Raw genomic sequence first — 26,132 nt, forward strand, 5'->3', positions numbered from 1 at the left:
TATGAGTAGGTACTCATGTGTCAAGCGAAAAAGAAAGCTTTTTCATAAACTTTAGCTTCCATTCTTTTGATTGAAATCAAAAAAAAATTGAGTCAAAAGTATGTTTCTACTTTTGGCTCAACTTCTTTTTTTATGGATAGATACGGTTTAATAAACGAGGGAATGGAATAGCTTCACGAACATGATCAATCCCTGAAATAAAGGTAATCGTCCGTTCTAAACCTAAACCAAAACCTGAATGCGGCACTGTTCCATATTTACGTAAGTCTAAGTACCAGCTATATTCTTCTTCATTCAGACCCGCTTCACGAATTTGCTCTAGCAAGTAATCATAATCAGTTGCGCGTTCTGAACCACCAATGATTTCACCATAGCCTTCTGGTGCGATCAAGTCCGCACAGATCACCACGTCTTCGCGTGTTGGATGTGGCTTCATATAGAATGGTTTGATTGCTTTTGGATAATTTAAAATAAAGACCGGACGGTCGAATGAATTGGCAATAAAAGTTTCATGTGGTGAACCAAAATCATCGCCCCATTCGATATCATCAAAGTTATTTTTCTTCAATAATTCGATGGCATCATCATAAGAGATACGTGGGAAAGGCAGTTTTGTATAGTTTTTTAAGACTTCTTTGTCACGGCCTAAAACATCCAATGCATAGTCACAGTTATCTAAGACACTTTGAACAAGGTAAGCAACATATTGTTCTTGTACTTCTAAACTATCCTCTTGATGCATAAAAGCCATCTCAGGTTCGATCATCCAAAATTCAATCAAATGACGGCGTGTTTTAGATTTTTCAGCACGGAAAGTTGGGCCAAATGAGAAAACTTTGCCTAGAGCCATAGCTGCTGCTTCCATATATAATTGGCCACTTTGAGAAAGGTAGGCTTTTTGGTCGAAATAGTTTGTTTCGAACAGATCACTAGTTCCTTCTGGCGCAGAACCAGTTAAAATTGGTGGATCGATTTTCACGAAGCCATTATTATTGAAGAATTCATACGTTGCACGAATCACTTCATTACGGATCAACATGATGGCATGTTGTTGTGATGAACGCAACCATAAATGGCGATGATCCATTAAGAAATCAACCCCATGTTCTTTTGGTGTAATCGGATAATCATGGCTTTCACCGATTACTTCGATTTCTTTGACGCCTAATTCATAACCGAATTTTGAACGTGTATCTTCACGGATCTCACCAGTTACAATGATTGATGTTTCTTGTGTCAATTCTTTGGCTAAATGAAAAACCTCTTCAGATACTTCGCTTTTTACAACAACTGCTTGGAAATAGGCTGTTCCATCACGTAATTGTAAAAAAGAAATCTTTCCGCTTGAGCGTTTATTTGCTACCCAAGCACCAATTTTTACTGTTTCGCCAACATGATTCTTGGCATCGATGATTTGAATTTGTTCCACAAATGTCTCTCCTATCTTATTTATCCCGAAATTGATTTTTTTACTTTTGACTATTTTCAATAAAACGACGAATCCGTACAACGGCTTCTTCTAGATCTTCCAAGCTAGTTGAATAACTCATCCGAACGCTTTCGGGCGAACCAAAACCTTCGCCAGTCACTAAGGCCACGCGCTCTTGTTCCAGTAAATCATTGACCCAAGTCGTAACATTATCATAGCCACCCATTTTCATTGCTCCAGCAATATTCGGGAACAAATAAAAGGTGCCTTGTGGCTTCTTCAATTCAAATCCAGGTAATGCTGCAACTTTTGGATAAATGGTATTCAAACGTTCTTCAAAGGCCTGACGCATCGCTTCTGCGGTCTCTTGTTGACCTATTAGTGCTTCGACAGCTGCCGCTTGGCTAACTGCTGCAGGGTTGCTGGTCGCTTGAGAAGCGATCGAAGTCATCCCGCCAATAATTTCCGGATTTCCTACTGCATAACCGATACGCCAACCAGTCATAGAATAAGTTTTTGATACCCCATTAATGATCACGGTATGATGGAAAATCTCGTCAGATAAAGAAGCAATGTGCGGTGCTTCATTTCCATTATAAACAAGATGATCATAAATATCATCTGAGATAATCAATAAATCATGACGAACAGCCCACTCACCGATTGCTCGCAACTCAGCTTCGGTATAAATCATCCCGGTTGGATTTGACGGTGAATTGATAATCACAGCCTTTGTTTGTGCTGTTCGAACGTCTTCTAGTTGATCCAAAGTGACTTTATAATCATTAGCCAAATTTCCGCTGACGAATACTGGATTTCCTTGCGCTAGTTTTACTTGCTCCCCATAACTTACCCAATATGGGACAGGTATAATTACTTCATCGCCTGCATCTAAAATCGTTTGAAACAAGGTATACAATGCAAATTTTGCCCCGCTGGTCACGATGATATTACTAGCATCAATAGTCAAATCGTAATTTTTTTTCGTAACGTCGATGATCGCATTTTTTAATTCTGGTGTTCCACCAGAAGGAGTATAAAAGCTGACATTCCCACTTTTGATCCCTTCAATTGCTGCTTTTTCAATATTTTCTGGAGTGGTAAAATCTGGTTCCCCCACAGTCAAACTAATCACATCTAATCCTTGGGCTTTTAATTCTTTGGCCTTCGCAGTAGCTGCTAAAGTAACGGATGGTTCTAAGTTTGTTACACGTTGCGATAATTTCATAACTGATAACTCCCCTACCAAGATTTTTTAGATTCCTTTGATGACTTTGATCATCTTGCCGTCACTAAATGCCAACAAGTAATACTGGATCGCTCCCGCTTCGTCCTTGGCAGTAACTTCCCAGGCCGTTTGATCATGATAAATTCCCAGATTGGCTTTTTCAAAAGTCAAATCAGGATAATCTTCAATAAATTTATTCTCAATTTGCTGTTCAGTCATTCCCGCTTTTTGATCTAAAACTTTTACTTTGTCTCCTGATTTTGGAATAATCACGACGAGCGATTCGCCAGATTTATTCTTTCCAGTGACAGTAAAATAAGTTTTTTCAAGATTGAACCAGTAGAAATGATCGACATCCTCTATATCAGCGTACTTCTCGGCCATTTTTACAGCTTCTTTTTTTGCTTGTTGCATCGGTCGATTGGAACGGATAAAGAGCATGCTTACTGAAACGATGACAATTAGTAAGAAGATGATGATTCCCACTAACCAGTGATTTAGTTTTTGTTGTTTTGTACTATTCGTATCCAAAAATCATACTCCTCTCAGACAAGCTACATTATACCAAAAGACAAGCGAACCCTCATTAATTCTCTACATTTTTGTCAGAATTTAAAAATTCGTCGGTTTCTCTTAAGATTTTTGCTAATGGCAGTTGCTTGATCGGTAACTCTTTGGGCAAAGATTTCCGTAACTTCTCACCATAACTGGCTGTAATAAATCGTTGATCCAATAAAAGCATCACTCCACGATCATTTTCAGATCGGATCAACCGTCCTAGCGCTTGGCGTAAACGTAGCGAAGCCTGAGGAACGGATTCTTGATAAAAAGGATTGATTCCTTGGGCAGATAAAAATTCATTACGAGCATGAACTTGGAGGCGTTTAGGATTTTCAAAAGGTAACCGCGTCACGATCAAAATCTGTAAGACTTCTCCTGGTAAATCAATCCCCTCCCAAAAACTATCTGCACCAAATAGTAACGCATCTTCAGAAAGTAAAAATCGTTTTAGTAGTTTTTCTCGACTACCGCCGACTCCTTGGGCTAAAACTTCTCGCCCTTCATTCAATAAAGGGACACGAACCCGTTGATACACTCGATTCAAGATATCATGGGAAGTGAATAAAACCAAAATGGGTCGCTTTTGATTTTCTGCTAATTGACGAACAACTTGAGCCAAATAATTGGCGTAATGATCCGGAGAAGTTCCTTGAATACTAATGCTATCCGTTGGCAAATACAATCGAGCTTGCTGGGCGTAATCATAGGGACTGCTAATGATTTTCAGTGGCGTATCAGGAATACCCCAACGTTTCGCAAAGTAACGTCGATCGCTACCTACCTTCAGTGTCCCACCAAGATACAAAATTTGTTGATAACGGTCGTACCATTTTGTATCACTGATCAAAGAAGCTTCTAAGTCTTGAACATGGAAGGTTTTTCGTTTTCCGTTGAACCAGTGGAGATAGCGTGCATCCCAGCGCTCACTGAAACAGTCAAACGCGATTTGTTGGTGTTGTAAACTTTCTAAAACAAGTTGCAATTCATCCCACTCAGCGTGTTCCTTGATGCTAAATGTTTCTTTGTAGATCTCATGATACTCTTGCAAACGTTCGCCCAAGATCAGCACATCCTGATATAGTCGTCCAATCCGCTGCAAAACTTGTTCTCCAGCTAATGATAACTGATCGATCATTGCCTTTGTGATCAAGCGATCTTCTTCTGTTGGATACTCTTGTTTAAAGACTTGATACAAATCGGTTAATTCTTCATTTAGTTCTTGTAAAACATCTTGAAAAAGTTCAACCATATGCTGCGTATATTGATCCTTTTTAACTAATTCTCGCCAAGTTTGAAAAAGTTGATGCTCATTCAGTTGGTGAAATTGACGTTGAATCGCTAGAATATTCAATTGATGGGTACTATTTCTTTCTAACGAACGGGTCAAATGATGCGCTTCATCAATAATCAAATAAGGACTTGCTGGTAATTGCGGTTCTTTTCGTTGATCTTCTTGCACTAGAAAAGCATGGTTGGTTACGATCAGATTGCTTTGAGCCAATTTTTTTTGTCGGTGATGAATAAAATCGACCGCGTAAAAGGGGCTTTTTGGATTCAACGAGTGTGGCCCTAAGTGCGCAACATCTTGCCAAAACGGGTGATTTAAATTCGTCATATTCAACTCGTCGAAGTCTCCAGTTTCAGTCTTAGTCAACCAAACCAATAAAGCCATTTGATATAACGTGTATTGTTTTTGCTGCGATCCTTTTTCAAAAGTCTGGTAAAAACGTTCCAGATCCAAATAATGACGACTACTTTTCATCACCACGGCTTGTAAAGGCTGATCCAGTAAACGATTAATCAGTGGCAGATCATGCGTTAGGATCTGCTCTTGCAATAACAGCGAGACTGTACTGATAATGATCGGTTGCTCTGCTGTTGCAAGATAACTCATCGGTAATAGATAACCTAATGTTTTTCCGATACCGGTCGCCGCTTCTACTAAAATATTTTTATCAGTCTTTTTGTTGAAAAAGTCATAAACCAAATTCATCAAACGGGCTTGCTCTTTACGAAACGTCAATGCACCTTGATAGATTTTTTCTTTTGCTTTACGTGAACGAGGGTAGGCTTTGTTCCCATAATAATTCTCAGCAAAAAGCGGCACACTTTTTTTGTGTAAAGCAAAGCCATGAACGATCGTCAATTCTTCTGATAACAGCTGGGGCTGCAAGTGCATATCGGCTAAACAATCCACTAAAAAATCCTTTGTTTGAAAAGCCATTTGATCGGCGGCACTAATAATTTTTTCTAAAGTGATGATTGGTAATTCTTTGATAATTTTTTCTAAATGTAACAATAATTGTGCTGTAACGTCGGCATCACTATCCGCTTGATGTGGATTTTCATGGACTAGCTGCAACTCTTCAGCCAAATCTTTTAAACGAAAACTTAACGAAGTCGGCATAAAGACTTGGGCCAATTCCACCGTATCGATTCCAGGGATTGTTAACGCTGGTAACCCACAACGCTCTAATTCATTACTTAAAAACGGGTAGTCAAAATGAATATTGTGCGCAACAAACACCGTATCTTCCAATAAATTTGCGATAGTCTGAGCGACATCTTCAAAATAAGGCGCCTTGCGGATCCGTTGATTAGTGATGCCTGTCAATGTCTGAATTTGCGGCGGGATCGTTTGATCAGGATTAATATCCGTCGAAAAATGACTCATTATTTTTCCATCTTCGATTAAGACACAGCCAAATTGAATGATTCGACTCGTTTTAGGATCTGTTCCTGTCGTTTCAATATCCACGACTGCGTAACTCTTTTTCACACATGCTCTTCCTTTCGCAACGTTTCCATACAACATCAAATAAACTCCGTTATTATGTATGATTGATTTAGCGATTATAAACTGCTTTATTTTCAAAGTACCTCAAGGCATTATATCTGAATAGTAACACGTTCTTCAAGAAAGTTCTTTCAATCAATCGTTTTCATTTAAAAATAGTTGTAAAAATTTTATCTGGTATTTGGTCTGCTGTCTGCTATTTTTTCGATCTACACAAAAAAAGCCAGATGCTTGCGCATCCGGCTTGTAAAATTCAACTAATTAAGCTTTGTTTACGTTAGTTGCTTGTGGTCCACGTTGGCCATCTTCAACATCGAAAGTCACTGCTTGACCTTCTTCTAAAGTTTTGAATCCGTCGCCTTGGATTGCTGAGAAATGTACGAATACATCGTTTCCGTTTTCTGCAGTAATAAATCCGTAGCCTTTTTCTGAGTTAAACCATTTTACTGTACCTTGTTCCATGTTAAACATCCTCCTAGGATAAAATTGATTTGTAATTACTTGAATGGTGAAATAGGAAGGATGTTGTTTGAAACAAACTTACCAATATTACCGTACAACAACTACAAAAAGAATTATAGCATATTTAAAGCGATAACACTAGATTATCGCTCATTTTTTTTTGCTTTTTTACCTGTCTTTTTAATATCGTAAAACCGCTAACAAACTCTTCTCATCTGGCGCATCCTTTTGTTCTAGAATAAACACTTGTCCGCCCGTTTTTGTGACGTTTGCTGTAAGTTCATTCAGTACTTGACGACGATCATATTCTACATCGGGATCTTCACCAAAACCATCCACAAGGTTCGACGTGGCAATGAACAAATGCGAAATTTTTCCTTCTTTTGCAGCCGGAACAATATCGACCAATTGATCAACAAATTTCTTGTTAGCTAATTCTTGATAAGTGGTTGTTTCTATAGCTGCTAATTGATCCGTCAGTTTTTCAGTTTCCTTCTTCAAATCATTGATTGTTGCTTGAGCAGGAGAGCCGATAATCGCAGCTTTATCTGAATAATATGGATTTTTAGCTACTTTTTTGAATTGTGTTTGATTTTCCGGTAAAGCATAGACATAAATCGGTAATTTTTCGGGGTTGTCTAATGTTTTCAAGAAATTATCCACTGCTTGATAGTAGTTGATCCAGTCGATCTCAACTTCTTCATCTTTCGTGTTGACTCCATGGAAACTTCCTACTTCACCACCACGCGCAGAAACGTTTAAGTTGCCACCAGTCAATTCATCACCCAGAGCAGTCACAACATCGGTTGGTGCTCCTTCAGGTAATTCAACGGCTTTTATTTCTTTGTTATGAACAGTGTATAGTTTCATTGAGTCTTTGTTCAAAGTTAATAGATAGTACGAATAGTTAAATTGTGCATTTTTAATGATCGCTAATAGATAAGGCAAATCACTTACATAATATTGATCGTCCACATCGATAGTTAAGCGATGGACATACGTTTGATCTTTAGTCAAAATTACTGCGACACTTTTCGTTCCGCTGCGCCAAAAATCTCCGTCTGCTAATAATTGATCGATTTTTTCTTGGAATGGTTCAAAGCTTGTTTCAGTGTACTTCTTTTCAAAGCGTTTCTTTGCTTCTTTAGAAAAGTTTTTAAACGTGATTTGATCTTTTTCTACTTCTTGGTGCGCATGATGCGTATTCAACATAAAGGTGATAAACGGACCATTCGCTTCTTCTGAAATCAATTCAGTTGTTAACTTTTTACTGATGTTTGCCATAAAACTAACCTCCTAATAAAATCTTCCATTCTCAGTGTAGCACAGACTCGAAATTCCTAAAAACAAAATGCAACCCTTACATTGTGTAAAATACCAAAAAATTTCATGCAAAATTGCATAAGTTCTTTCTAATACATTTCTTAGTGTTTAACAAAGTCTTATTCATACTTTCATTCAAAGGATGCTTTATTATAATAATATACCAATTATCCCGAATTGGTTTTTTCATACTTACTCCTACCAAGAGTAAATAACAACCTTCATTTCCACCATAGTGACGGCTATGGTGGTTTTTTATTTTGCCCTCTAATAGCTGTACTATTCATAAAGAAACTTAAAAATCACCTTGGATATTTTAAAATTCAATTTGCATTAAACCTATCTGACTCACCGAAGATTTAAAAGCGCTTTTAAATTTGATGTAGTACTTTAAAGAAAATAAATCATTTTTACTACTATATTAATAGAAAGCCTTATTCCTTTTTATCACTTTTTCGAAAGCGAAACCATTTAACATTTGTTAGCAAACAAAATGAATAAAATAAGTTTATAACAATCAGCATATATATTTGATAAAAACTAGACCAATCAAAAGAACTGCTCAAATTTATTGAGCAGTTCTTTTTTTATTGAATCGCTGCTTGACCATGTTCCCGCGTACGAATTCGAATAACTTCTTCGATTGGAGAAATAAAAATTTTTCCTGTACCACATTCATCAGATTGGCAGATATCTAAAATCAAATCAATCACTGCATTGACATCTTCATCCGCTAAAATAAAACTGACGGATACTTTAGGAAGTAACGTTGTGATGACCGCTTGACCGCGCACATAGGTCTTTTGCCCCTTTTGTAAACCACAGCCTAGTACTTGGCTGACGGTCATCCCATTGACATTCCCCGTTTGATCGATCGCAAATTTGATTGCTTCTACTTTTTCTGGTCTAATGATCGCTTCTACTTTTTTCATCTAACTACTCCTCTATGAATCCATTCCCATGAAAGTTGGATAAGCATTTTCATCATGTTCGATTTGATCTAAGCCCAACGCCTCTTCTTGTTGCGAGACACGAATCGGCATAAACAATCGAATCAACGAAATAATCAAATAGCTGGCAACTCCTGCAAATAATAAAGTAAATCCCACACTTTCGATCTGCGCGATAAACAAAGGTGTCCCACCATAGAGTAGTCCAGCTTTTCCACCCACCGATGGGTCCGCAAAAATTCCGGTTGCGATTCCGCCAAAGATTCCGCCAACACCATGACAACCAAATGCATCTAGCGCATCATCAAATCCTAATTTTTGTTTGATAACTGCGATGAAATAATAGCAAAATGGACTGACCAAAGCACCGATCACTATACTGGAACCAATCGAAACAAACCCTGCCCCTGGTGTGATTGCTACTAATCCAACCACGGCCCCTGTGCAGGCGCCAACCACTGTCGGTTTGCCATTCAACACCTTTTCGATCAACATCCAAGAAAGCATCGCACAGGCTGCGGCAGTGTTCGTTGTGATCATTGAATGGATGGCTAATCCATCCGCTGCTAAAGCTGATCCTCCATTAAAACCAAACCAACCGAACCATAAAAGTCCAGTTCCTAAAACAACAAAAGGAACATTATGCGGACGATAATTTCCTAAATGATACTCTCGTCTTCGACCTAAGACGAGAGCCAAAACCAAACCAGAAATTCCCGAACTTATATGAACCACATTTCCACCGGCAAAATCGATCGATCCAATCTTATCTAAGAAACCGCCACCCCAAACCATATGTGCCATAGGGAAGTAAACCACAACTAGCCAAATGGCGATAAATATAAAAATCGCTGAAAAACGCATCCGACCTGCAACAGATCCAGTCAAGATCGCCGTCGTAATCAACGCAAACATCATTTGAAAGAAAGCAAACAGACCTTCTGGAATACCCTCACCTTTTGTCATCGAGACATGGTTAAAAAATATTTTATCTAAATTACCAATAAAATCTCCACCACCACTGAAAGATAACGAATATCCGACAGCTACCCAAATCAAGGAAGCTAAGCCTGTCGTACAAATTACCATCATCATGGTATTCAGAATATTTTTTCTGCGTTCTAAACCGCCATAAAAAAAGGCTAATGCTGGTGTCATTAGAAACACAAATCCTGAACAAATTAATATAAATGCAATATTAGCTGCCATCGAATCACTCCATTCTATTTACGTTAAGTATTCTAACACCATAAATTAAAATTAAAAGTGTTTAATCCTTTTTATTTCATTTAATTCTAATTTTATTACTTTTTGTGTTAGAAAAGTTCACACAAAAAGAGTAGGAGCAAACTCCTACTCTTATAATTGATGGTATTCTTTATAGACATCCTGTTTTTTCAGATTGTGTCGTTTTGCTACGACTTTCATTGCTTCTTTAGAAGACTGTCCTTCTGAAATCAAGAATTCGACTTGCTCTTTTAGCGTTCCTTCAAAGATGATTTCTTCTTCCCCTGGTTCCATTGTTCCAGAGACAAGCAAACAACACTCACCTTTCAAGGAATGATCTGCTAGATATTCTAATACTTCTTCCACACTTCCGCGTAGATATTCTTCATAAAGTTTGGTCAATTCACGACAAATCACCACGTCACGATTGCCACAAACTTCTAAAATATTTTTTAGTGTCTCTTTGACTCGATGCGGAGATTCATAAAAAATAAGCGTCGCTGTTTGTTTTTTTAATTCTTCTAGTTCTTTCTTTTGGGAACTTTTTTTCCGTTGTAAAAAACCATAGAAATAAAATGGTTGCGGCAAAAGTCCGGAAGCAATCAATGCGGTCATCCCAGCAGTTGCTCCAGGAAGTGCCACGACTGGGATATCTTCCTTGATACAAGCTACCACCAATTCATGTCCCGGATCACTAATAGATGGCATTCCGGCATCACTCACTTGTGCGATTGATTTACCTGCTTTTAAAAAAGCAATCAATTCTGGAACCCGCTCATTATAATTATGTTCATGCAGACTTTTTTGCGGTACTTTTACTTCAAAGTGATTCAATAACTTTTGAGTATTCCGCGTATCTTCGCTAGCGATCAAATCAACTGTTTGCAATGTTTTAACACCACGAAAGGTCATGTCTTCCAAGTTACCGATTGGTGTAGGAACTAAATACAGTGTCCCCTGTTCTTGCGCAAAACTTTTTTGGATTCTCACAAATATTCTCCTTACTCTTTCAGTCTGCTCATTCTTTTTTCTCCGAAACAAAAGAAAATGGGCGTGACAAAAGCAACGTCATGCCCACTTTCAATAATGACCAATTAGGTCCTTTTTTTCTATTTATGTTTACTCTCGCGATAGATGACATCTAAACAAAATGCACATGGTTCATCTTGTTCTCGCCTTGATCCATAAAGTAAATTGCAGACATGAAACCCATCTTCATAGATTTTCTCTAAATTCAAGCGTGATTCAGATAGTTCTTGACGTTCATCTTGAACGGGCGATTTCTTTTCATCAATTTCACGAATACGCTCACGCAATCGCTCATTTTCCATTTCTAACGTTGTGTTTTTTTCTACGATTTCTAACAACGTTTCCTTCATAGAAGCGAGATCGTCAAGATTTTTATGCATATCTTGCTCTAATCGATTCAAGCCATCGTAAAGTGATCGTCGATCCATCATGATACCCCACCTGCTTCAACTAATTCTTGGAAATCAAAATCGACCGTTGCATCGCGGCCGAACAAACGAACTTTTACAACTTTACTTAATAGGTTCAAACCAACGACTTTCCCGCGGCCTTCCGGGGTATCGATTTCTTTGCCGTAATCCGGCATCGCCTTTTTAGCCGCTGCATATTCACCATTTTCATATTTTAAACAGCACATCAAACGACCGCACAAGCCAGATATTTTCGTTGGGTTCAAAGATAGGCCTTGGTCTTTCGCCATTTTGATTGAAACAGGAATAAAGTCCCCTAAAAAGGTTGAACAACACAATGGGCGACCACAAGGTCCAAGTCCCCCTAGGATCTTTGCTTCATCCCGCACGCCGATTTGGCGTAATTCGATCCGTGTCCGGAATATACTTGCTAAGTCTTTGACTAATTCTCGAAAATCGATCCGACCATCTGCAGTAAAGAAGAAAATCATCTTACTGCGATCGAACGTATACTCAACTTGGATCAATTTCATATCCAACTCATGCGTACGAATTTTTTCTTTCGCTATTTTAAAAGCCGCTTCGGCATCCGCTTCATTTTTGGCTAATTTTTTTAATTCTTTATCCGATGCTTTATGTAAAATCATTTTCAAATCATCTGACAAATCTTTTTTTGCTATTTCTATTTTTGGAATTGCCACTGTCGCGATCTGGTGCGCTTGTTGTGACTCAACCAAGACTTTATCATTATAAAAATATTCATCTTTCCCCGGAGCATAATAATAAACATGTCCCGCGTCGCGAAAACGAACACCTACAACTTCAACCATGACTGTCCCTACTCTCTTAAATAACGTGTTTAAAACACGATCCGTAGCGTTATCTGTTCTGCAATATTTTGAAATGAAACATTCGCTTCTAATTTCTGACTGGCCAATAAAACTTCCTCTAACAGATAATTGTATTTATCTAATGCTGCTGGATTCTGCTTGATCATTTGATTTCGTTTTTCTTTGACATAGTACGCCAACATCTCAAATGCAAGTTGTTGTTGCTGCTTGTCTTTGAAAGTTTTAACCAATTTTTTTTGAACATAGATAAACGCTTGTGAATCATTTTTCGCAAGGTAATTAAACCATTGAATAACAGCATCTCTAGCTTCATTAAACCATTCATCTTTTGAGATTTCAACAGCTTTTCCATAACTATTTGTTAAATTAGCTAAGAGGCTCGCCGTTTTAGCCGGAATTTCTTCTGCTTCCAAACGGGCCTGTAGCTGTTGTGTCGATAATCCTTGAAAATGGATAATCTGACAACGGGAACGAATCGTTGGTAAAATTTTGCCTAATGACTGTGTTTCTAGGATAATCATGAAGTTTGCAGGGGGTTCTTCCAAAAATTTCAATAAACTATTTGCTGAATTAGTATTCATTTTTTCTGCTTGATGAATAATGACTACTTTCTTGGCCGATTCAAAGCCACTCTTCGTCAATTCAATTTGTAACGCCCGAATTTGATCGACTTTGATCGACTGGCCATCTGGCTCGATCTCGACCACATCAGGATGTTCTTTGCTGGTGATCCGCAGACAATTATTACATTTTTCACACGGCATATTGTCTTGCAGATTCAGACAAAACAGATGTTTCGTGAACCATAGCGCAAGCGCTGCTTTTCCTGTTCCTTGATCGCCTTCAAAAAGATAAGCATGGGCCAAACGCCCATGCTCAAAACTATTTTGTAGTTGACGAAAAACAATCGGCTGAATGGTTTCTAGTTTTTCTATCTCTGCCATATTAATACTGATGGAAACCTTCGACTGGAAGAACAAAAACCGTTGCTCCACCAACTTCGACTTCAACTGGATAGGGGATTTGGCCATCTAATGAGATATCTAGCGTTACAGGTGTTGTCACATATTGAGTACGCGCTTGACAAGTTTCTTTGATTAAAGCTAGTGCGTCTTCTACTCGTTCATCTTCGATCCCGATGATAAAAGTGCTATTTCCAGCTTTTAAGAAGCCACCTGTAGAAGAAAGTTTTGTTGCTCGAATATTGGCATCGATAAATTCATTTGCTAAACGATTTGAATCTTTGTCTTGAACGATTGCTAAAATAAGTTTCATAATCTACACCTCTCGTGATTGAAAATAGTCTGGATAACGCGTTACTAATTCATAAAAACATTCTTTTACGACCTCGTCTAAGCGTTTCCGAGCATCAATTTTTATGATCCGATCTGGGTTTGCTTCTGCTATTTTTAAGTATGCATGTCGGACCCTCTGATGAAATTGTAACCCTTCCGAGTCCAAACGGTCAATTTGATTGGTCCGATTCTTCATAATTCGTTGCAATCCAGTATCTGAATCAATATCTAAATACAAGGTAATGTTGGGTGTCGTTCCTTCAGTCGCAAACTTATTGATCGCTGCTACTTCATCCATACCAATCCCTCTAGCAGCACCTTGATACGCCAATGAACTGTCTACAAAGCGGTCACACAAAACAATTTCATCGGCCTCAAGTGCTGGCCAAACTTTTTCCACTAAGTGTTGACGACGAGCAGCTGCATAAAGCAATGCCTCTGTTCGTTCATCCATGCGATCATTGATTGGGTCAAGAATCACGTGGCGAATTTTTTCAGCGATTGGGATTCCTCCAGGCTCTCTTGTTTTGACGATCGTCCTTTTCGCTGTTAACTGTAATCTTGGATAAAGTTCATTCAGCACACTCGTTTTACCTGCGCCATCTGGACCTTCAATCGTAATAAATAATCCGTTCACTTGCTTGTCCTCCAACTATTTAATCTTGTCTATGTTTCAAAAAAACACCGCGAAAAATTATAGTTCACGGCGTCCTTCTACAGCTTTCAATAAAGTAATTTCATCCGCATACTCGATGTCGCTACCCACGGATAATCCATGTGCTAAACGCGTCACTTTGATACCGGCTGGTTTGATCAAACGAGAAAGATACATTGCCGTTGCTTCGCCTTCTGTCGTGGCATTCGTCGCAATGATCACCTCTTTGACTTCATCATCATGAAGTCGCTTAATCAATGGTGCGATATTGATGTCTTCTGGTCCAGTTCCTTCCATCGGAGACAATACTCCGTGAAGAACATGATAGAGTCCATGATATTCACGAACTTTTTCCATTGACATCACATCTTTAGGTTCTTCTACTACTAAAATCGTGCTACGATCCCTTGTTGTATCAGAACAAATTTCGCAAGGATCTTCTTCTGTGATGTTTCCGCAAATACTACAAAAGCGTAAATCGCGCTTGACACTGATCAATGAACGAGCAAACTCATTGACAGACTCGTCTTTCATATCGATCGTGAAAAAAGCCAAACGAGTTGCGGTCTTTTGACCAATTCCCGGCAACTTCATATAACTCTCAATTAGTTTTGCAATTGGTTCTGGATATTGCATCTCGTTCTTCCTTTCTGATTAACGTCGCTTACATTCCAGGAAGGCCTTTTGTGTATTTACCCATGGTTTGTTCGGTTTCTTTTGTGATTTTAGTGATCGCATCATTAACCGCTAAAACGATCATATCTTGTAACATTTCTGGATCTTCTGGATCGATCAATTCAGGGTTGATTGCCATTGCTTTCATGTTTTTATCACCAGTAAAGGTAACTGTTACAAGATCGTTCGTCGAACTACCCGTAAATTTTTTGGCATTCAACTCATCTTGTGCTTTCACCATTTCTTTTTGCATTTTTTGCATTTGTTTCATCATACCTTGCATGTTTCCCATTCCGCGCATCATATTATTTATTCGCTCCTTTTAATCTTCTTTGATTGTCACTAAATCGCCAAACAAACTTTTTGCTTGTTCCACGGCTTCGTTGGTTTCTGTAGGCAACAGATCTACTTGTCCAGCTTCTGAATCATTTTCTTCTATTAAATCTGGACGTTCCTGGTTTTGACTGAGAAAAGCTTGCCGTAAACGTGGCCACGTTTCTCTGGTAATAAAGACAAATTCAGGGACATAATCTTTGACCATCATACTTAAACTATTTTGCATATTCAAGCGCAGCTCATCATTTGTGTCCGCTCGTTGACAAACGATCTCATAGTCAAAGGCAACTAGCAATAGATTCGGTCCTGCTGCTACTGGTTCGCTGGCTTTTAACATCGCTCGTTGGGTCACTGGTAAAGCCATCAATAGATCTTCCCAAACATTCTTCACATTTATCAAATGCTCTTTAGTTGCTTCACCTAGCACCTGATATACACGTTCAGTCGGTACACGATAGGTACTGGTATTTTTTTTCGGAACCACTTTTCGTTCTTCTTTTTCACCAGTAGGCTGTGTTTTTAGTTGTTTCATCTCATTTTGTAATTGTTGAACTTGTTTTTTTAGCATTAGTAGTTCGGCTGAATCAGCTGGATTCACTGCAACAGGTTCAATCATCTCTGATTCTACAGCCCCAACAGTTGGTGCAAGTGGTGTTTGCGGAGTTGCCAATTTTACGGTCGCTACTTCTAGATAAACATTGGCATGGTTTGTAAAACGAATCTCATTTTGTGTCTCACTCAAAATTTTGATCATTACGTACAAACGTTCTGAAGCTGTGGCTTGGGCCAATTGCTTAAAATTATCTGTTAGGTAAGAAGCCCGATTCTCTAATAATTTTGGCGCTTGCTGATACATTAATAAATCACGACAATATAATAATAAATCTTCGGTCAAACGACGTGCTTCTTTCCCCTCCGCTAAGATATTTTCTAAAACTTCTAACGCCCCGCTAACATCTTGTTGCAAACAGGCTCCAATGAAGCTATCCATCATTTCTGTCGTCAAACTTCCAGTAACTGCTAAGGCATCTTCTAAGGTAATTGTTTCATTACTAAAAGAAATTGCTTGGTCCAAAATACTCAAAGCATCTCGCATCCCACCTTCTGCTGCGCGAGCAATCACAGATAATGCTTGCTCTTCATAAGGCTGATCGCTTGTTTCTAAAATATATTTCATCCGACCGATAATCGCTTGGACGTTGATTCGTTTGAAATCAAAGCGCTGGGTCCGAGAGATGATCGTGGCTGGAATTTTATGCGGTTCCGTCGTCGCTAAGACAAAGATCACATGCTCTTTTGGTTCCTCCAATGTTTTTAGCAACGCGTTAAAAGCACCAGTCGAAAGCATGTGAACTTCATCGATGATATACACTTTGTATTTAGCTGTTGTCGGAGCGTAGTTCGCCCGATCACGGATAAAACGAATTTCTTCGACTCCGTTATTACTAGCTGCATCGATTTCAATAACGTCTTCTTGGCGGCCATCAGTGATTGAGCGACACATTTCGCATTCATTACATGGCTCGCCATCAACACTGTTTGGGCAATTGATCGCTTTGGCAAAGATTTTTGCCGCACTTGTCTTCCCAGTTCCGCGAGGACCAGTAAACAAATAAGCATGGGAAGTTTTCTGTTGTTGAATCGCATTCTTCAGCGTTTTTGTGATTGCTTCTTGTCCAACTAAGTCATCAAAACGTTGAGAACGCCAAACGCGGTAAAGTGCTTGATAAGCCATAATTTTCCTCTTCTCTTTCAAAATCACTGCTTTTTATTATACGTGATTTTACCGAAAAAAACTATATAAACCGTCTGTTCGATTGAATTGTTTAATCAGTTTTAATTTGTGCGGTTGCATCTTTTCGGTTTCGAAAATAGCCTATGGTATAATGAAAAAAACGTTTTTATGGAGGGATATTCATGGGACTATTCAAAGCAGCAACTAGTAGTGTAGGTGGCGGACTAGCCGATCAATGGCTTGAAGTCATCGAACCTGCCGATATGGGTCAAACGACCGTCATGACAAAAGGGACCGCTGTACGCAAAGATGATAAACGTGGAAGTAATAAAAAAGGCACTGCCGACGTGATTACCGACGGTTCTGTTATTCACGTTTATCCGAATATGATGATGCTTTTAGTAGATGGTGGGAAAATCATCGATTACACCGCTGAAGAAGGCTATTATACTGTTCAAAACAATTCAGCCCCGTCGATGTTCAATGGTTCGTTGAAAGATGCAGTCGCAGAGACATTTAGCCGCTTCAAATTCGGCGGTGTGACTCCACAAAAACAACAAGTCTTTTACATCAATCTCCAAGAAATTAAAGGCATCAAATTTGGGACAAGTACTCCATTGAATTATTTCGATAATTTTTATAATGCCGAATTGTTTTTACGCGCTCATGGGACATATTCGATCAAAGTGACCGATCCAATTTTATTTTATGCCAATGCGATTCCTCGCAACCTGGATCAAGTCGATATCAACGATATCAATGAGCAATACTTACAAGAATTTTTAACCGGCTTACAAGCATCGATCAATCAAATGTCCGCTGACGGCCAACGTATTTCTTACGTCCCGTCAAAAAGTTTAGAGTTAAGTAAATATTTAGCGACAGCTTTGGATGATAGTTGGAAGGAATTACGTGGCATAGAGATCGTTTCCGTGGCCGTAGCAAGCATTTCTTACACCGATGATTCGACCAAATTAATCAACATGCGAAATGAAGGCGCCATGCTCGGTGATCCCAGCGTCCGTGAAGGCTATGTTCAAGGATCCGTCGCTCGCGGGATGGAAGCTGCTGGAAAAAATGATGCCGGTGCTAGCACTGGATTCTTCGGAATGGGCATGGGCATGAATGCCGGTGGTGATTTTTTAAACCAAGCTTCTCAAAGCAATAATCAACAGATGCAACAACATCAACAAGCCCAAACTCAAGCAGCAAGTGAACAATGGGCTTGTCCAAAATGCGGCACTGAAAATACAGGAAAATTCTGCAGTAATTGCGGTGAACCAAAACCAGCACCTGCTGCAGCGGCAAAAATTCAAATGAAATGTAGTGAATGCGGTGAAATCGTCGATTTAAGTAGTGGCGTACCAAAATTTTGTCCGCATTGTGGCAAACCATTTCAAGGCGTGTCATTAGATTAAAAAATAAGCTGAATTGAGGTGGTCTGCAAATGGCGGATGTTATAACACATCATTGTCCCAACTGCGGCGGACCGTTAACGTTCAATCCGAGTGATCAAAAATTTCATTGTGACTATTGTTTGAGTATTTTCACCGTAGAAGATATCGAAACATTTGAAGCGAAAGCAACGACTGCCGCTGTAGAAAATAGCGCGGCAGAGGCTTCATCAATCGAAAAAACTGATGGCAGTGAAATGGATTTATTTCTCTGCCCCAGTTGTGGTGCTCAAATCGTCACCGATCACACGACTGCCGCAACTTATTGTTACTTCTGTCATAACCCAGTAGTCTTATCTGGGCGCTTAACGGGAGAATTTTTACCCAATAAAGTATTACCTTTTAAAATCGACCGCGAAAAAGCAATCGCAGATTTTTTAACTTGGACTAAGAAAAAACGTTTCGTTCCAAAAGATTTTTTCAACCAAGAACAAATCGAAAAAATGACTGGTGTTTATTTTCCTTATTGGGTGATCGATGCTGAAACCAATGGGAATTTAACTGGTAGCGGGACATCATTAAGGGTTTGGGTGATTGGTGATATCGAATATACCGAGACTAAAGTCTATCAAGTTTTCCGCAAAGGAACGGCTAAAATCAAGCAGTTAACCAAAAACGCATTGACTAAAAATCTGCAACAAAAAATGGTCGAAGGTGTTCAACCTTTCCCAATTGACCAAGCCGTTGATTTTCATACTGAATATCTTTCAGGTTTCCAAGCAGAAAAACGGGATATTGAAATCATTGAATTAGCCGATCAGATCCAGCATGAATTAGGTGCATATACTGAAGACTTATTGCGGGATACGGTATCTGGCTATACAACGTTCACCGCTAAAAACAAATCCGTTGCGGTGGAAAAACAAGATAATCATTATATGCTATTACCTGTTTGGCTTGTTACCTATCAAGCCGCGGATAAAAAGACCTATTATTATGCTATGAATGGGCAAACTGGCAAGGTCAGCGGGGTGTTGCCTATCAGCAATAAACGTTTAGGCTTATTCTCTGCAGGTATCTTTGCTGGTATTTTAGCCATAGCGATGATCGTGGGGTATTTCCTATGAAAAAACTCTTTTTATTGTTCAGCTTTTTAATCTTATTGATTCCTTTGAAAGTTCATGCAGCTTCTGATAGCGTTGATGACCAAGCAAATCTATTAACACAACAGCAACGCACAGAATTAGCAAAGCAAGCCGATACTCTCAATCAAAAAATCAAAGGCCAAGTTTTTATCCTAACGACGAATACTAATAGTGAAGAGCCTCGCACCTTTGCAAACCAACAGTTAAAAGCGCGTGTCGGAGAAGATAATAACGGTGCTCTTTTACTGATCGATATGAATCAACGACAAATTTATGTAGCTACATCTGGTAATATGATCGATTACTTAACCGACAAGCGTGTCGATGCAATTTTAGATACTGTGACCACGGCGATGAAAAACGAAGATTACTTTCAAGCCGGAGCAGATTACCTTTCGACAACCAAAGAATTTGTTGATGCTGGCGTCCCAAAAGGTTCCTATCGAATCGATGAAAAGACTGGCAAGATCACTTATTATAAATCGATCACACCGATCGAATTTGCAATTGGTTTTGTTATTGCCGCAGCCGCAGCGATCGCATTCTTTGTTTCTGTCCGTTTGCGCTATCAAATGAAAAAAGGTACGTATCGTTATCCCTATCGCCAAAATGCAAAACTTGACTTAACAGAACGACAAGACCAATTAGTCAATTCATTTGTTACCACTCGGAGAATCCCACGACCAGCTAACAATAACGGCGGTGGTGGTGGCGGTGGAAGTACCACTAATTCTAGCGGTGGTGGAACTTTTGGTGGCGGTGGACGCGGATTTTAATTACTAAAAAGAAAAGTTTTTACTGATCCCAGCGGATTTCCGAAACACTCGGAATCCACTGGGATTTGCTTGTATTCCTCCTTTTATTTTGCTAAACTTTTTTAGGTAATAAACTAAAGGAGCTTACCAATGTATAAAAAGAAAAGATTTCCCCTTGTTTTGGTTACCTTGATCCTCTTTTTCCAAAGTTTCATTGGAATCACTGCACGAGCTGATGATGATTTTTCTGTCAACGCCGGTGCTGGTTATGCCATTGATGCGGATTCGGGAAAAGTTTTCTTTAATCAAGATGGCGATACCCCAAAAGGGATTGCTTCTATCACGAAGACTGTCACTGCTTACTTGGTTTTAAACGCCATCAAGCAAAAGAAAATTACTTGGGATCAAGAAGTACCAATTTCAGAATATGCTGAATCATTGAGTACGGTTCCCGACTTATCCAACGTTACTTTAGTCAGTGGCCAAAAATATACGGTCAAAGATATTTTTGAAGCTATGATCGTTCAATCAGCAAATGCTTGTGCAGTTGCACTAGCTGAACTTGTGGCCGGTAGCGAGCATACTTTTGTTGATCAAATGCGTGAACAATTAAAAAAATGGGACATCACCGATGCAACAATCATCAATTCATCAGGATTGAGTAATGTTTATTTAGGCGATCATCGCTATCCAAATACTCAAGAAAACGATGAAAATATGATGTCAGCCAAAGATGTCGCAATCATTGCACAACATTTGATCAAAGATTTTCCAGAAATTTTAGAAACATCAAAAATCCAAGAAAAAACGTTTGCGCCAAACACGACTCATCCCAGTGAGATGAAAAATTGGAATGTTATGCTTTTCGAAGGTGACAATTATAAAGAAGGCGTAGATGGTTTAAAAACTGGAACAACTGATCTAGCCGGTGCCTGCTTTGTCGGGACGATTGAAAAAGATGGTCGTCGTGTGATTACGGTTATTTTAAATGCTTTGAATGAAGCCAATGATACCAATGCTCGCTTTACTGAAACTAGTAAATTGATGGATTACTGCTTGGATAATTGGCATCAGCAAGAAGTGACTACTGCAGGACAAATACCGACTGATAAGAAGTCTTTAGCCGTTATTGAAGGCAAACAAGATCGTGTAGCTTTAGCGATGGAAAAACCAGTAACACTTTGGGTACGTAGTGATATGGATCCCACAAATTTAACAATCAAATCAACTGTGGATAATTCATTGTTAGATGATAAAAAAATTACTGCTCCTGTCCATAAGGATGAAAAAGTGGGCACTGTTAGTGTTCAACTTGCTCAAGATACTCTAGGCTATGTTCGTAAAAACGAAGGAGCCACAACAAATTTAATTACTAAAGCAGCCGTTGAAAAAGCCAATGTCTTTGAAATTCTTTGGCAAAAAATCACCAATGCCTTTGCATAAATAAAAAACTTTCGACTTTGTTAGAGTCGAAAGTTTTTTTATGTTTTGAATGGAAAATACAATTCGACCTCTCCTGGCGTAAATTCAGGTAAGTAATGTTCCTGGATCGCACCATTAAGTTCTAGCTTCTCTAAAGGAAAGATCTCTCCCAACATCAAGTTAGTGGCTGCTTCGATCTTATCCCCATTAGCTTTGACTGTTAAGTAACTTTTTGCTGGAAGTTCCCAACGTGTCCACCCTTCTGGTACAAAAATTTCTTTCGCTACTTGCACGCTTGCTAGATAACGTCCTTCATGTTCCCAGGGCTCTAGCCACTGTGTGCCATCACTCATCAACCCCCAAAGATGTAAAGGTACTTTTTCTGGGTTTGCTAGCGTTGCTGCTAATTCTTCGAAATGATCATTGACTTGATCCCATAATAATGGGACCCAAGAAGCCCCCTCTTCTGCTAAACCTCGTCCTTCTTTTCCAATTACATAAATCGTGGGCAAATCGACTCGATTAATCCCTTTAATCTTCACTGTCATTCCTCCCCATCTAAAATAAAAAGCTCATTTCCTAAATTCATTTTACCGAGCTTTCTGATAAAAACCAATAAATCATTCTTCACTGCGATTTTACTCGTTTCTTTGATATACTGTCTACTGTAACAAATGATTTTTTCCTACTGATTGGTAACTATTTGATAGTCGGTCGAATTAGAAAAAATTTTTATATTTTATAGCTTAGAAAGGCGTGATGGTATGGACTTCCAGCGAGACTTCCTAGCATTAGGAATCTACTTGCTTGTTCTATTCGTTTTACTGAATCGTTTCAAACATAAACGCTTCAATCTCTTTTTACGTTGGTCAGGAATTTTTTTGCTCTTATATTTTTTATTCCTTGAAATTCAAAGGAAAACTTTTTTTATTTTGATTCCTGTATTTTTCTTTTTATTATTTTGCTATTTTTATTTCAAAGAAAAGTGTCGGTTAAGAAATGGATGGCTACTCAATCTATTTTTGATCAGCTTTATGATCTACGTCGGATTGATTAGTTTTACAGCCCAATCAATTATTGGAATGGGTATCTCAGCTGTATTACTCATTTTATTTCTGATTGCAGTCGCTTTTGGTGTCTATGCTGCCGTGATTTTTTTAATCGGCAATAGCTTTATCGTCCTTAGAAGAGAATCTCGACGCTTGCCAAATTTATTGACCTTGATTTTAGGATTAGCAATTTTAGCTTTAATTCTTTTACAGACAATCGGTGCCAAATTTTTACCTAGTTGGTCATTGGTCTTGCTTGCGATTCCAACAACGATTGCGCTTTATTTCTTCGTTGTTTTCTGGAATTTCTTATCGATCTCCGTTTTGTATCAATTCAATCAACCAAAATATGAGCAAGACTTTATCGTTGTTTTGGGGGCCGGTTTAATCAATGGTGAAACAGTTACACCGTTATTAGCCAAACGGATCGATCGTGCGCTCCAGTTTTATCATAAACAAAGTGCAGCGACCTTATCGCCACCACGACTCGTAATGTCTGGTGGACAAGGGCCCGATGAAAAAGTACCCGAAGCACAAGCGATGCGTGAATATGCGCTAGCACAAGGAATTCCTGAGGATGAGATCCTCATGGAAGCTCAGTCGACCAATACATTAGAAAATATGCGCTTTAGTAAAGAAGTCATGGAGCGCGAAAAACCTTCCGGTTATCAAGCGATTTTTTCTTCTAACAATTATCATATTTTTAGAGCTGGTATGTATGCTGAAGAAGTTGGATTAAACATTGATGGTATCGGAGCTAAAACTGCAAAATATTATTTACCAAATGCTTTCTTGCGTGAGTTCATCGCGATTGCTTTAATGCATAAAAAAGCACATTTGATCGTGTGTAGTTTGATCACGATTGGTTACATCGCTTTAGCAGCGATCAATTATTTTTTTGGTGGTTAACAAAAAAAGCTGGAACAAAAGTATTTTCTACTTTTGTTCCAGCTTTTTTCTATTCTGCTCGTAAAGCGATCGCTGCATCTTTTTTGGCAGCCATTTTGGCAGGAATATGTCCGCCAATCATCGTTAAAACAGTTGAAACGATAATCAAAATGAGGCCGTGAACTGGATTAAGTTGGGCAACATCTTTAAGGTCAGTCATATTGTATAAAATCGCATTGATTGGGAAAGTAGCTAGGTAAGCGATCAAAACACCTAATGTTCCTGACGCTACGCCTAAAATACATGTTTCCGCATCAAATACACGAGTGATATCTTTTTTACGTGCTCCTAAAGCTTTTAATACCCCAATTTCTTTGGTCCGTTCAATCACAGATGTATAGGTAATGATCCCGATCATGATCATACTTGTTACTAATGAGATACCGGCAAAGGCTACTAAGACATAGGTGATAGCATCCATCAAACCACCAGTTAATTCAGTCATCGTACCAGCTAAGTCAGTATAGATAATTTTATCAGCTTTCTTTTTACCTTTATTGTATTTATCTAAATACGTTAAGATTTTTTCTTTATCTTTGTAGTTGTTTGGATAGATCATGATGCTGCTCGGTAAGCTATCACCGCCTAAGTAAGCCATCGTGCTTTCTTTTGTCGTCGCATCTAGTTTTTCATTTGTCATAACGTTCGTATCGGTAGCTTTTTGTGCATTGACGATTTCAGAATTTTGATTGTCCTTCACAATTTTAGAGGTTAATTCATTGCTATAGGCAATTCCTGGTGCCAAAAGATCCATCGTTGACGATTGTTTTACACGTAAGATCCCTGAGATTTTCAATGTATCATTGTTCGCATTGTCATACATCGCTTGGTAATCTGTGTTGGGGATAAAATTCCCAGTTGGTAGTTTTGAATAATATTCATTATTATTGACCAACTTAAATTCGGTACCAACGATTTTATCAAAATCAATTTTTGTGCCATCTTTGACATCAAAGCCTAAATTTTTCAATGAGTTGATATTAGTACTATTATTAGCATCTACGATCAAAACAACATCCGTTGCCGCTGTTGGATAAGCGCCTGATAATAACTTGTAGTTATCTTTTAGGAAATTGCCTGAATCTTTATCTAGTTGTGTCGGGAAGGAAGAAACACCCATCCCAGTCATGCTAGACATCGCACTCATCATTGAGGGACTACTATCAGATGCCGTATTTGATAGTTGGACTGGTTTTACGTCTCCATCGACATCACGCAATAAATTCATCCCCACTACACGGGTATAACCAATATTATTACTTAATTTTGGATCGATGTTGTTGATGTAATCAACATAGTCTTGATTGATATTATTCGTGTGTTGCGCCCGGTCTTCATCACTGATCTTAGCGACGATATTATTCTCATTACCTTTGTCAGAACCGCTGGATGTATCTGATCCTAATGCTTGATCACGATTCGCGGTTTGATCCGTTGTCGTTTTTGAAATAGTGATTGGATATTTCGACATTGTTTCTGCTTGTGTGCTATCGATTTGTTTTTGGAATCCGCTAGAAAGTGATAGCACGATTCCGATACTGATGATCCCGATACTTGAAGCAAAAGCGGTCAATAAGGTCCGCCCCTTTTTAGTCCGCAAATTATTGAAGGAAAGTTTCAACGCCGTCATGAATTTCATCTTCGTACGTTTTAATTGGAATTGTTCCCCTTTTTTCCCTTCAATATGTGGATGAGAATCATCCATGATCCGGCCATCAGAAAATTCAATGATACGATCTGCATATTGTTTAGCCAATTCAGGATTGTGCGTGACCATGATTACTAATTTTTCTTTTGATAATTCTTGGATCAAATTCATAATCTGGACACTGGTCTCTGTATCCAAAGCCCCCGTCGGTTCATCACAAAGTAAAATATCTGGATCGTTTGCTAATGCACGTGCGATCGCGACCCGTTGCATCTGACCTCCTGAAAGTTGGTTGGGCTTTTTATGCATATGATCTGCCAATCCAACACGACGCAAGGCATCTTCTGCTTTTTGTTTCTTTTCTTCTTTAGAAACACCACTTAGGGTCATTCCTAATTCCACGTTATCAATGATGCCTAAATGACTAATTAAGTTGTAACTTTGGAAAACAAAGCCGATCGAATTATTACGATAGGCGTCCCAATCAGCATCTTTAAATGTTTTGGTCGATTTTCCATCGATGATCATATCGCCGGAATCATAATTGTCCAACCCACCGATTACGTTTAGCATCGTTGTTTTCCCAGAACCACTGGCTCCTAAAATTGCCACAAATTCTTGACGTCGGAATGAAACCGATACGCCGTCTAGTGCTTTAGTGGTCGTGTCACCAACATGGTAATATTTTTTTATATCTTTTAACTCTAACATCGTGTCACCCTTTTCCTTAAGTTTACTTTGTAAAGATAGCATGCCATTATTAACTCAAAATGAACAAAAATTCATACTAGGTTCACAGTAATCTGTT

The 26,132-nt window shown here is 38.8% G+C and carries 24 protein-coding genes; 5 read left to right on the forward strand and 19 right to left on the reverse strand.

From position 1 onward, the window contains the following. Positions 1-130 precede the first annotated feature (130 nt). From asnS to dnaX, 17 genes are all read right to left on the reverse strand, one after another. Positions 131-1,429, reverse strand: coding sequence for an asparagine--tRNA ligase (gene asnS / locus RV04_RS01140; RefSeq protein WP_071856635.1), 1,299 nt, complete (start codon positions 1,427-1,429; stop codon positions 131-133). A gap of 40 nt (positions 1,430-1,469) precedes the next feature. Next, positions 1,470-2,657: a pyridoxal phosphate-dependent aminotransferase gene (locus RV04_RS01145; protein ID WP_071856636.1), complete on the reverse strand. Its 1,188-nt coding sequence runs from the start codon at positions 2,655-2,657 to the stop codon at positions 1,470-1,472. Between the two features lie 27 nt (positions 2,658-2,684). Beyond that, the gene (locus RV04_RS01150) at positions 2,685-3,188 is read right to left on the reverse strand and encodes a cell wall elongation regulator TseB-like domain-containing protein (protein WP_071856637.1); all 504 of its coding nucleotides are present in this window, start codon (positions 3,186-3,188) and stop codon (positions 2,685-2,687) included. Between the two features lie 55 nt (positions 3,189-3,243). Then, positions 3,244-5,997, reverse strand: a complete 2,754-nt coding sequence (locus tag RV04_RS01155; protein ID WP_084405493.1) for a helicase C-terminal domain-containing protein — start codon at positions 5,995-5,997, stop codon at positions 3,244-3,246. Positions 5,998-6,276: 279 nt separating this feature from the next. Beyond that, the gene (locus RV04_RS01160) at positions 6,277-6,477 is read right to left on the reverse strand and encodes a cold-shock protein (RefSeq protein ID WP_010740784.1); all 201 of its coding nucleotides are present in this window, start codon (positions 6,475-6,477) and stop codon (positions 6,277-6,279) included. 180 nt (positions 6,478-6,657) lie between these two features. Then, positions 6,658-7,761, reverse strand: a complete 1,104-nt coding sequence (locus RV04_RS01165) for a baeRF6 domain-containing protein (RefSeq protein WP_071856639.1) — start codon at positions 7,759-7,761, stop codon at positions 6,658-6,660. Positions 7,762-8,387: 626 nt separating this feature from the next. After that, positions 8,388-8,732: a P-II family nitrogen regulator gene (locus RV04_RS01170; RefSeq protein WP_071856640.1), complete on the reverse strand. Its 345-nt coding sequence runs from the start codon at positions 8,730-8,732 to the stop codon at positions 8,388-8,390. Between the two features lie 12 nt (positions 8,733-8,744). Further along, complete coding sequence (locus tag RV04_RS01175) at positions 8,745-9,959, reverse strand: ammonium transporter (RefSeq protein ID WP_071856641.1); 1,215 nt, start codon at positions 9,957-9,959, stop codon at positions 8,745-8,747. A gap of 150 nt (positions 9,960-10,109) precedes the next feature. Further along, positions 10,110-10,967, reverse strand: a complete 858-nt coding sequence (gene rsmI / locus RV04_RS01180) for a 16S rRNA (cytidine(1402)-2'-O)-methyltransferase (protein WP_071856642.1) — start codon at positions 10,965-10,967, stop codon at positions 10,110-10,112. Between the two features lie 119 nt (positions 10,968-11,086). After that, complete coding sequence (locus tag RV04_RS01185; RefSeq protein ID WP_071856841.1) at positions 11,087-11,434, reverse strand: DNA replication initiation control protein YabA; 348 nt, start codon at positions 11,432-11,434, stop codon at positions 11,087-11,089. Further along, positions 11,434-12,246 (reverse strand): PSP1 domain-containing protein, encoded by an 813-nt coding sequence (locus RV04_RS01190; RefSeq protein WP_071856643.1) that lies wholly within the window; start codon positions 12,244-12,246, stop codon positions 11,434-11,436. Before RV04_RS01190 ends, RV04_RS01185 begins: the two co-directional genes overlap by 1 nt. A gap of 29 nt (positions 12,247-12,275) precedes the next feature. Next, on the reverse strand, positions 12,276-13,211 hold the full coding sequence (gene holB, locus RV04_RS01195; RefSeq protein ID WP_071856644.1) for a DNA polymerase III subunit delta': 936 nt from the start codon (positions 13,209-13,211) through the stop codon (positions 12,276-12,278). Between the two features lies 1 nt (position 13,212). Further along, positions 13,213-13,542 carry a cyclic-di-AMP receptor gene (locus RV04_RS01200; RefSeq protein WP_071856645.1) on the reverse strand — a complete coding sequence of 110 codons (330 nt, stop codon included), beginning with the start codon at positions 13,540-13,542 and terminating at the stop codon, positions 13,213-13,215. Positions 13,543-13,545: 3 nt separating this feature from the next. Further along, entirely contained in the window at positions 13,546-14,199 is a 654-nt protein-coding gene (gene tmk, locus RV04_RS01205; RefSeq protein WP_071856646.1) for a dTMP kinase, read from the reverse strand. Between the two features lie 57 nt (positions 14,200-14,256). After that, complete coding sequence (recR, locus tag RV04_RS01210) at positions 14,257-14,853, reverse strand: recombination mediator RecR (RefSeq protein ID WP_010745627.1); 597 nt, start codon at positions 14,851-14,853, stop codon at positions 14,257-14,259. Positions 14,854-14,881: 28 nt separating this feature from the next. Beyond that, positions 14,882-15,196 (reverse strand): YbaB/EbfC family nucleoid-associated protein, encoded by a 315-nt coding sequence (locus RV04_RS01215; protein WP_071856647.1) that lies wholly within the window; start codon positions 15,194-15,196, stop codon positions 14,882-14,884. 18 nt (positions 15,197-15,214) lie between these two features. Next, positions 15,215-16,963: a DNA polymerase III subunit gamma/tau gene (gene dnaX, locus RV04_RS01220; RefSeq protein WP_071856648.1), complete on the reverse strand. Its 1,749-nt coding sequence runs from the start codon at positions 16,961-16,963 to the stop codon at positions 15,215-15,217. Positions 16,964-17,145: 182 nt separating this feature from the next. Here dnaX and RV04_RS01225 point away from each other — a divergent pair, with 182 nt between their 5' ends. The 4 genes from RV04_RS01225 to RV04_RS01240 all read left to right on the forward strand — a co-directional run bounded on the left by RV04_RS01225 (position 17,146) and on the right by RV04_RS01240 (position 21,700). Further along, a complete protein-coding gene (locus RV04_RS01225) occupies positions 17,146-18,381 on the forward strand; it encodes an SPFH domain-containing protein (RefSeq protein ID WP_071856649.1) in 1,236 nt (411 codons plus the stop codon). 29 nt (positions 18,382-18,410) lie between these two features. Beyond that, a complete protein-coding gene (locus RV04_RS01230; RefSeq protein WP_071856650.1) occupies positions 18,411-19,484 on the forward strand; it encodes a TFIIB-type zinc ribbon-containing protein in 1,074 nt (357 codons plus the stop codon). After that, entirely contained in the window at positions 19,481-20,278 is a 798-nt protein-coding gene (locus RV04_RS01235) for a TPM domain-containing protein (RefSeq protein ID WP_071856651.1), read from the forward strand. Before RV04_RS01230 ends, RV04_RS01235 begins: the two co-directional genes overlap by 4 nt. A gap of 129 nt (positions 20,279-20,407) precedes the next feature. After that, on the forward strand, positions 20,408-21,700 hold the full coding sequence (locus tag RV04_RS01240; RefSeq protein ID WP_071856652.1) for a serine hydrolase: 1,293 nt from the start codon (positions 20,408-20,410) through the stop codon (positions 21,698-21,700). Positions 21,701-21,738: 38 nt separating this feature from the next. Here the strand turns inward: RV04_RS01240 and RV04_RS01245 are convergent, their stop codons facing one another. Then, entirely contained in the window at positions 21,739-22,221 is a 483-nt protein-coding gene (locus tag RV04_RS01245; protein WP_071856653.1) for a GyrI-like domain-containing protein, read from the reverse strand. A 222-nt stretch (positions 22,222-22,443) separates the two neighbouring features. Between RV04_RS01245 and RV04_RS01250 the strand changes: the two genes are divergently transcribed. Beyond that, positions 22,444-23,637: a YdcF family protein gene (locus tag RV04_RS01250; protein ID WP_071856654.1), complete on the forward strand. Its 1,194-nt coding sequence runs from the start codon at positions 22,444-22,446 to the stop codon at positions 23,635-23,637. A 49-nt stretch (positions 23,638-23,686) separates the two neighbouring features. Here RV04_RS01250 and RV04_RS01255 read toward each other — a convergent pair whose 3' ends face one another. Next, the gene (locus tag RV04_RS01255) at positions 23,687-26,035 is read right to left on the reverse strand and encodes an ABC transporter ATP-binding protein/permease (RefSeq protein WP_071856655.1); all 2,349 of its coding nucleotides are present in this window, start codon (positions 26,033-26,035) and stop codon (positions 23,687-23,689) included. Positions 26,036-26,132: the final 97 nt, after the last annotated feature.

Origin of the sequence: Enterococcus hermanniensis (assembly GCF_001885945.1) — a bacterium.
GTDB lineage: Bacteria > Bacillota > Bacilli > Lactobacillales > Enterococcaceae > Enterococcus_A > Enterococcus_A hermanniensis.

Bases quoted from the DNA above. Each gene is read 5' to 3' on its own strand.
- RV04_RS01255 (WP_071856655.1), bottom strand. From the start codon at position 26,035: ATGTTAGAGTTAAAAGATATAAAAAAATATTACCATGTTGGTGACACG.
- RV04_RS01215 (WP_071856647.1), bottom strand. From the start codon at position 15,196: ATGATGCGCGGAATGGGAAACATGCAAGGTATGATGAAACAAATGCAA.
- RV04_RS01165 (WP_071856639.1), bottom strand. From the start codon at position 7,761: ATGGCAAACATCAGTAAAAAGTTAACAACTGAATTGATTTCAGAAGAA.
- RV04_RS01225 (WP_071856649.1), top strand. From the start codon at position 17,146: ATGGGACTATTCAAAGCAGCAACTAGTAGTGTAGGTGGCGGACTAGCC.
- RV04_RS01250 (WP_071856654.1), top strand. From the start codon at position 22,444: ATGGACTTCCAGCGAGACTTCCTAGCATTAGGAATCTACTTGCTTGTT.
- recR (WP_010745627.1), bottom strand. From the start codon at position 14,853: ATGCAATATCCAGAACCAATTGCAAAACTAATTGAGAGTTATATGAAG.
- RV04_RS01170 (WP_071856640.1), bottom strand. From the start codon at position 8,732: ATGAAAAAAGTAGAAGCGATCATTAGACCAGAAAAAGTAGAAGCAATC.
- RV04_RS01190 (WP_071856643.1), bottom strand. From the start codon at position 12,246: ATGGTTGAAGTTGTAGGTGTTCGTTTTCGCGACGCGGGACATGTTTAT.
- dnaX (WP_071856648.1), bottom strand. From the start codon at position 16,963: ATGGCTTATCAAGCACTTTACCGCGTTTGGCGTTCTCAACGTTTTGAT.
- RV04_RS01145 (WP_071856636.1), bottom strand. From the start codon at position 2,657: ATGAAATTATCGCAACGTGTAACAAACTTAGAACCATCCGTTACTTTA.
- RV04_RS01185 (WP_071856841.1), bottom strand. From the start codon at position 11,434: ATGGATCGACGATCACTTTACGATGGCTTGAATCGATTAGAGCAAGAT.
- RV04_RS01175 (WP_071856641.1), bottom strand. From the start codon at position 9,959: ATGGCAGCTAATATTGCATTTATATTAATTTGTTCAGGATTTGTGTTT.
- RV04_RS01160 (WP_010740784.1), bottom strand. From the start codon at position 6,477: ATGGAACAAGGTACAGTAAAATGGTTTAACTCAGAAAAAGGCTACGGA.
- RV04_RS01200 (WP_071856645.1), bottom strand. From the start codon at position 13,542: ATGAAACTTATTTTAGCAATCGTTCAAGACAAAGATTCAAATCGTTTA.
- holB (WP_071856644.1), bottom strand. From the start codon at position 13,211: ATGGCAGAGATAGAAAAACTAGAAACCATTCAGCCGATTGTTTTTCGT.
- RV04_RS01240 (WP_071856652.1), top strand. From the start codon at position 20,408: ATGTATAAAAAGAAAAGATTTCCCCTTGTTTTGGTTACCTTGATCCTC.
- RV04_RS01230 (WP_071856650.1), top strand. From the start codon at position 18,411: ATGGCGGATGTTATAACACATCATTGTCCCAACTGCGGCGGACCGTTA.
- RV04_RS01235 (WP_071856651.1), top strand. From the start codon at position 19,481: ATGAAAAAACTCTTTTTATTGTTCAGCTTTTTAATCTTATTGATTCCT.